We start from the raw sequence: 6,201 nt of genomic DNA on the forward strand, positions 1-6,201 counted from the left end.
TGGCAACCATATCATTGCAATCGGTCACCTAATTAAAACATTAGCTCTCAAACCAGGATCAAAGATAATTGAATTTGGTGCGGGTTGGGGCAATGCAACTTTATGGCTTGCTCAAATGGGTTTTAAGATAACTGCAGTTGACATTGAAAAAAGATTTGTTGAATTAATAAGGAAACGATCTGAAGCAATCGGCCTGAAAATTGAGCTTCTCAATGCTGATTTTCAAATTGCTCATAAATTAGACCGCAAATGGGATGCAATTATATTTTTTGAATCTTTTCACCACTGCGCTGATCATCAAAATTTAATTCCAGGTTTATTAAATCTACTTAATGAAGGTGGAAAGATTATATTTGCTGCTGAACCAATCACCGATGACTTTCCAATTCCTTGGGGTTTAAGACTTGATGGAGAATCATTATGGGCAATACGTAATTTTGGTTGGTGCGAGCTTGGATTTCAAGAAACATATTTTAGAGAATTAATGGCCCGTAATAATTTAATGCTTACCAAACTTTCATGCCCTGAAACCCCATGGGGTACAATATTTGTTGCAGAAAGGGGTGACCAACCATGTTTAGATTTGCCATCATCGGATCTAACACCCCAATCACATTTAAGTGCTCAAAGCTCGTTTCCAATCCTTAAGTTGCTTAGATTTATCAAGAAGAAGCTTAGTTTCTTTAAATAAGTATCTTATTTATAACCCATAGGGCTCAAGATTAGCTGGTGCTTGAGCAGCTACTCAGGCAGCAGTTGATGCAATGACTGCGATTGTTGCACCTGGCCAGACTTTCACACTTACCACCATCAGCCACCTAAGCCTTATCGGATGATGTTCTGATGCGCTGATGCTGGGATACTTGTTATCAGAGGGATTGCTTCAACGCTTGGAGCCATGCAAACAACGCTCGATATCGAAGACGATGTACTGGCCGCAGCGAAGGAGTTGGCACGCCGCCAAGGAACCTCGGCAGGTCAGGTTGTTTCACGGTTGCTCCGCCTGGCCCTATCGGGTGATGGGGATCGGGTGGATACTGGATCATTGCTTGTTGCGGGATTCCGCCCCTTCCGGGCCGCCAATCCAAAATTGGTTACCAATGAGCAGATCGACCAGTTGCGTGATCAAGACGGGCTCTGATGCGGTCGCGGCTCGACATCAACGTGATCATTGCCCTGTTAGATCGCGGCCCCGTGCATTACGTGCCCGATCACGCAAAACGGCGTGCTCCGGATCATGTCCCAACCCGCTTATCCGAACCATCGGCCGGTAGCCCAGGTGGCGGAGCGGCTCGAGGAAGCTTGCAACCACGCCAGCCACGTTTTCTGGCCTGAGCAAATCAGCCTGCTGAACAAGGGCCCCATCCGTTGGGATCGGATGCTGGGCCACCGCCAGATCACCGATAGCTACCTCCTGGCGCTTGCCGTTATCCATGGCGGCAGATTTGTGAGCTTTGATCAACGCATCAGTGTGGATTTGGTACCCGATGCCAGCCACACCCAACTCACCATCATTGAACTTCCCAACGGCCAGCAAGGCCCTGGCTGATGCGCACCACCCTGGAGCTGCCGGATCGTCACTCTAAAGCAGTTGCAGCGAAGTTATGTGCAGCAGGGCCTAAGCGCCACGCCCACAGCCATCACCACCAGGCATTGCATCGATGCCTATCTGGCTGACCTGGCGATCGCCAATGGCTGGCGCCGGGTGAGGTTGGCGCTGCGATGACCACGCGCATGAGCCCTCCGAGCACTGTCCAGGCTTCCGTACGGTCTGTATGGAACCTCTAAGGGCGTTTTCGAGCGACATAGATTCGCCACCGCCACCACCGTTTCCACCTAAAGCCCCTTCGTCCAGCCGATGACCTACAGCCCCACGCTCGTGACTTGCACTGGCCGCGTTGCCCTGATCACCGGCATCACCGGCCAAGACGGCAGCTACCTGGCGGAGCTCCTCCTGGAGAAGGGCTACACGGTGCATGGCATCAAGCGCCGGGCCAGCAGCTACGGCCTCCGGCCCGCTTCGCGAACAACACAGCCCGCATCGATCAGCTCTACCAGGATCCCCACGAGAGCGACCCGCGCCTGGTGCTGCACTACGGCGACCTGACGGACAGCACCAACCTGTTCCGGATCATCCAGCAGGTGCAGCCCGTAGCCGCAAGGCTTCTGCGAAGCAGTTGAGATCTACAACCTGGGCGCCCAGAGCCATGTGGCGGTGAGCTACCGCTTCGCGGGCCTGCGGCAACGAGGCACCGGAATACACCGCCCATAGCGATGCCCTCGGCACCCTGAGGATTCTGGAGGCAGTGCGGATGCTGGGGCTCACCGCCAAAACCCGCATCTATCAGGCCAGCACCAGCGAGCTCTACGGCCTGGTGCAGGAGATCCCCCAGAAAGAAACCACCCCCTTCTATCCACGCAGCCCCTACGGGGTAGCCAAGCTCTACGCCTACTGGATCACGGTGAACTACCGCGAGGCCTACGGCATGTATGCCTGCAACGGCATCCTGTTCAACCACGAATCACCGCGCCGCGGTGAAACCTTCGTGACGCGCAAGATCACCCGCGGCCTCGCACGCATCAACGAAGGCCTGGAGGACTGCCTCTATATGGGCAATCTCGATTCGCTGCGCGATTGGGGTCACGCCCGCGATTACGTGGAGATGCAGTGGCGGATGCTGCAGCAACCCGGCACCCCGGAAGACTTCGTGATCGCCACAGGCCGGCAGGAATCGGTGCGGCGCTTCATCGAGCTCACCGCCCTGGAGCTGGGCTGGGGGGCTCTGCAATGGGAGGGCAGCGGCGTGCAGGAAACCGGCCGCCGCAGCACAGGCGAGGTGGTGGTGCGGATCGACCCGCGCTACTTCCGCCCAGCTGAGGTGGAAACCCTGCTGGGGGATCCCACTAAGGCCCACGAAAAACTGGGCTGGACGCCCACCGCAACGCTTGAGGAGCTGGTGGCAGAAATGGTGGCGGCGGATCGGGAGGAAGCCCGCAAGGAGGCGATCCTGCGGCTCAAGGGCTTCAACGTGGTGGGCTCGATGGAGAACCCGCCCACCAATCCATCGGCCGTGGCTGCCGCTGGAGAAAAGAGCTGATGGCGCTACCAGAGAAGCCTGCAGGGGAACGCCTGAAGCGCTGGATCCACGGTCACCAGGGTGAGCATGCCCAGCTCAGCCTGGGCGGCCAGCAGACGATCAAAGGGGTCGCGATGGGGCATGGGGTAGCTGCCAGCATGCAGGCCCTGTTGCAGCGTGATGGGCAGCAGCTCAAAGCCCTGAGCGATGAGCTGCTGGGGCAGGTCGTTGAGCAGTTCGCCGATGCCAGGCAATTTCCCCAGGCGCACTTTCGTGGCGATCTCCCAACCGGAGGCGGCGCTCACATGAACCACATGGGCGGGATCGCTGATGGCGGCGTGGGCGACAGGGGAGAGACGATCCGGCTCAGCCAGCCACCACAGGAGGGCATGGGTGTCGAGCAACAGCTGCGTCATCACGGGCAAGGTCAGAGGAGAGGCTGCTCCAAGGCAGCAAGCTCCTCCTCCGGCAGAGGTTCCAGCAGCAGCTCCGGTGCTGGCAGGGTGATGCTGCCAGCCAGGACTCCGGCCTGGCGGCGCGGGCGAGGCTGCTCGAGGGGCACCAAGCGCGCCCAGGGCTTGCCTGCTTTGGCCACAAGGATCGTTTCGCCGGCGTGGGCGGCATCGATTAGGCGTGAAAAGTGGGTTTTGGCCTCATGCACATTCACAACACGTTCAGCCATGGAGTGCGGATCCATCGGGAAACAACTTAGTCCACTTGTGGACCAAGCGGGAGGCATCAGCTGATGGATTGCCTGATCAACCCTGCCGACCGCATTTTCGCGGCCGGCCAAGGTGGGTGGCATCCAGGCCAACGCCACCTACCCCGCCGATTTCCTGCTCGATAACCTCAAGATCCAAACCAACGTGATTGAAACGGCCTGGCGCTCTGGGGTGCGGCGCCTGCTGTTTCTAGGCAGCAGCTGCATCTATCCCAAGTTCGCCGAGCAGCCGATCCGGGAGGAAGCGCTGCTCACCGGCTCGCTGGAGCCCACGAATGAGTGGTACGCCATCGCCAAGATCACCGGCATCAAGTTGTGTGAGGCCCTGCGGCTGCAACACGGTTTTGATGCCATCAGCCTGTAGGCGAAGCCTTCTGCGAAGCAGTTGCCCACCAATTTGTATGGGCCCGGCGACAACTACCACCCCACCAACAGCCACGTGCTGCCGGCGCTGATCCGCCGGTTCCACGAAGCCGCCGAGCGTGGCGACGCCAGCGTGACCTGCTGGGGCAGCGGCACCCCCATGCGGGAGTTCCTGCATGGGGATGATCTGGGCGAGGCCTGTGTGTTTGCGCTGGAGCACTGGCAGCCAAGGCCTGAAGACCAACAGTTCCTCAATGTGGGCACCGGGGTGGATCTGACGATCCGTGAGTTGGCTGAGGCCACCAGCTTCCAAGGCGAGATCCTCTGGGACACCAGGAAACCTGATGGCACGCCAAAGAAACAGTTGGATGTGAGCCGGCTGGCTGAGCTGGGTTGGCGGGCGAGGATCCCGCTAGCGGGTGGATTGGGGCGCACCGTGGCGATCTTCCGCGAGGAGCTCAGCCAGCAGCTGGTGCGGCTGTAGATGAGCTGGTGCCAGTGCTGGCCGATGTGGCCGATCGGCCGCGGATGGAGATGCTGCTGCGCCGCCATGGCATCACGGTGCTCTTGCATGCGGCGGCCTACAAGCATGTGCCGCTGGTGGAGGCCAACGTGTGCGCGGGCCTGGCCAACAACATCTTTGGCACCCGCTCTGCCCTTGATGCGGCCATCGCCTGCGGCCTGAAGCGCTTCACCTTGATTTCTACGAATAAGGCGGTGCGGCCCACCAATGTGATGGGGGCGAGTAAGCGGGTGTGTGAGCTGCTGGTGCAGGATGCGGCGGCGAGGGTGGCAGATCAAGGCAGCGGCCCGATCTGCTCGATGGTGCGCTTTGGCAACGTGCTGGGCTCATCGGGCTCGGTGGTGCCGTTGTTTCGCGAGCAGATTGCCAGTGGCGGCCCGGTCACGGTGACCCACCCGGAGATCACCCGCTATTTCATGACCATCCCTGAGGCGGCCCAGCTGGTGCTGCAGGCCACCGGGATGGCCGAAGGGGGTGAGGTGTTTGTGCTGGATATGGGCGAACCAGTGAAGTTGGTGGATCTGGCCCGGCAGATGGTGGAGCTTTCGGGTTGCACGGTGCGGGATGGCAAAAACCCCGATGGGGATATCGCGATCACCTTTACGGGGCTTAGGCCTGGGGAAAAGCTCTTTGAAGAGCTTTTGCTTTCTGATAGTGATGAGCCCACGGGGCATCCGTTGATACGGCAGGCCCAGGACAAGAGATTGGGAACAGATGAGCTTTCTGATCTTTTGGATCGTTTAGATCAAGCCTTGGCTGATTGGGATCGGCAGGAAGCTGTGGGGATTTTGCAGAGCTTGGTCAAGGAGTACCAAGCCAGCTCTGGGTCCCCTTAGTCAGCAGCAGTGAGCCCTTGTGGCCTGAAAAAGTCTGCCGCTCAACAAATCGGCGGGCAAAGCGGGCCACTTTGATGACAGCCGAATTGGCATGCTGCAGGTCAAAAATCACAAATAACTCAGACTTGCCACCTTTCCCACTTGGCCCCTTGCAACGTTTTGACCATTATTATCATCCTCTATTCATTAATTCAAGCATTTGAATTTGGAGCAACTCTTGCTCGGCTCTCAGGAGTTTTGATCGGCCAGCCTCTTCTTGGGTATTCTATTCAGCAAGTTATTTACATGGGAACGAGGCTGGTTCTTGTTCTTATGATACCGCTTCTTGGTTATATGGTTGATATGTACCCAAATCCTGAGGGCTTCCGCCAAATGACATCGATGGCCTTGATGGCCTCTGGCATTGCCGGCGCTCTTCTGCTCTTTGGTTCCAGAAACATATCTTCTTATTTTGTGTCGGTTATTAGATTGTATGCAATTAAAAAAAACCTGACAGCGTCTTTTCTGCAAGCTTTCTTTAATACTAGTTCAAAAGATGCAACTATTTATATACCAACTTTGTGTCGCGTTGCGTCAAGCGTAAATACACGCAAAACTTTGGCATTGTCCATTGGGGTTTTCTCATTATACAGCACTGGGCTGTTTCTAGCATTTTATCTTTCAGTTATATTCCCGTCTAAT

The 6,201-nt window shown here is 57.0% G+C and carries 8 protein-coding genes and 2 pseudogenes; 8 read left to right on the plus strand and 2 right to left on the minus strand.

Going from position 1 to position 6,201, the window contains the following annotated elements; translation table 11 throughout:
* From KBZ22_RS14165 to gmd, 5 genes and pseudogenes are all read left to right on the plus strand, one after another.
* A partial coding sequence (locus KBZ22_RS14165; protein WP_255022469.1) for a class I SAM-dependent methyltransferase occupies nt 1-691 on the plus strand: 691 nt, incomplete at its 5' end.
* A gap of 207 nt (nt 692-898) precedes the next feature.
* Nucleotides 899-1,141, plus strand: coding sequence for a hypothetical protein (locus tag KBZ22_RS14170; protein ID WP_255022470.1), 243 nt, complete (start codon nt 899-901; stop codon nt 1,139-1,141).
* A 96-nt stretch (nt 1,142-1,237) separates the two neighbouring features.
* Entirely contained in the window at nt 1,238-1,549 is a 312-nt protein-coding gene (locus KBZ22_RS14175; protein ID WP_255022471.1) for a hypothetical protein, read from the plus strand.
* A gap of 42 nt (nt 1,550-1,591) precedes the next feature.
* Complete coding sequence (locus tag KBZ22_RS14180) at nt 1,592-1,726, plus strand: hypothetical protein (RefSeq protein ID WP_255022472.1); 135 nt, start codon at nt 1,592-1,594, stop codon at nt 1,724-1,726.
* Nucleotides 1,727-1,858: 132 nt separating this feature from the next.
* Nucleotides 1,859-3,098: pseudogene (gene gmd / locus KBZ22_RS14185) on the plus strand (GDP-mannose 4,6-dehydratase).
* 5 nt (nt 3,099-3,103) lie between these two features.
* On the opposite strand, the gene KBZ22_RS14190 reads toward gmd, so the two are convergent.
* The gene (locus KBZ22_RS14190; RefSeq protein ID WP_255022473.1) at nt 3,104-3,493 is read right to left on the minus strand and encodes a type II toxin-antitoxin system VapC family toxin; all 390 of its coding nucleotides are present in this window, start codon (nt 3,491-3,493) and stop codon (nt 3,104-3,106) included.
* 11 nt (nt 3,494-3,504) lie between these two features.
* Nucleotides 3,505-3,759 carry a type II toxin-antitoxin system Phd/YefM family antitoxin gene (locus tag KBZ22_RS14195; protein WP_255022474.1) on the minus strand — a complete coding sequence of 85 codons (255 nt, stop codon included), beginning with the start codon at nt 3,757-3,759 and terminating at the stop codon, nt 3,505-3,507.
* 106 nt (nt 3,760-3,865) lie between these two features.
* Between KBZ22_RS14195 and KBZ22_RS14200 the strand changes: the two are divergent.
* From KBZ22_RS14200 to KBZ22_RS14210, 3 genes and pseudogenes are all read left to right on the plus strand, one after another.
* Nucleotides 3,866-4,645 (plus strand): annotated as a pseudogene (locus tag KBZ22_RS14200) (GDP-L-fucose synthase family protein); the annotation flags it as partial.
* Nucleotides 4,646-4,653: 8 nt separating this feature from the next.
* Nucleotides 4,654-5,520: a polysaccharide biosynthesis protein gene (locus KBZ22_RS14205; protein ID WP_315858625.1), complete on the plus strand. Its 867-nt coding sequence runs from the start codon at nt 4,654-4,656 to the stop codon at nt 5,518-5,520.
* A gap of 159 nt (nt 5,521-5,679) precedes the next feature.
* The coding region (locus KBZ22_RS14210; RefSeq protein WP_255022475.1) for a hypothetical protein at nt 5,680-6,201 on the plus strand (522 nt) is incomplete at its 3' end.

It is taken from the genome of Cyanobium sp. L1E-Cus (assembly GCF_024345755.1).
GTDB lineage: Bacteria > Cyanobacteriota > Cyanobacteriia > PCC-6307 > Cyanobiaceae > Cyanobium_A > Cyanobium_A usitatum.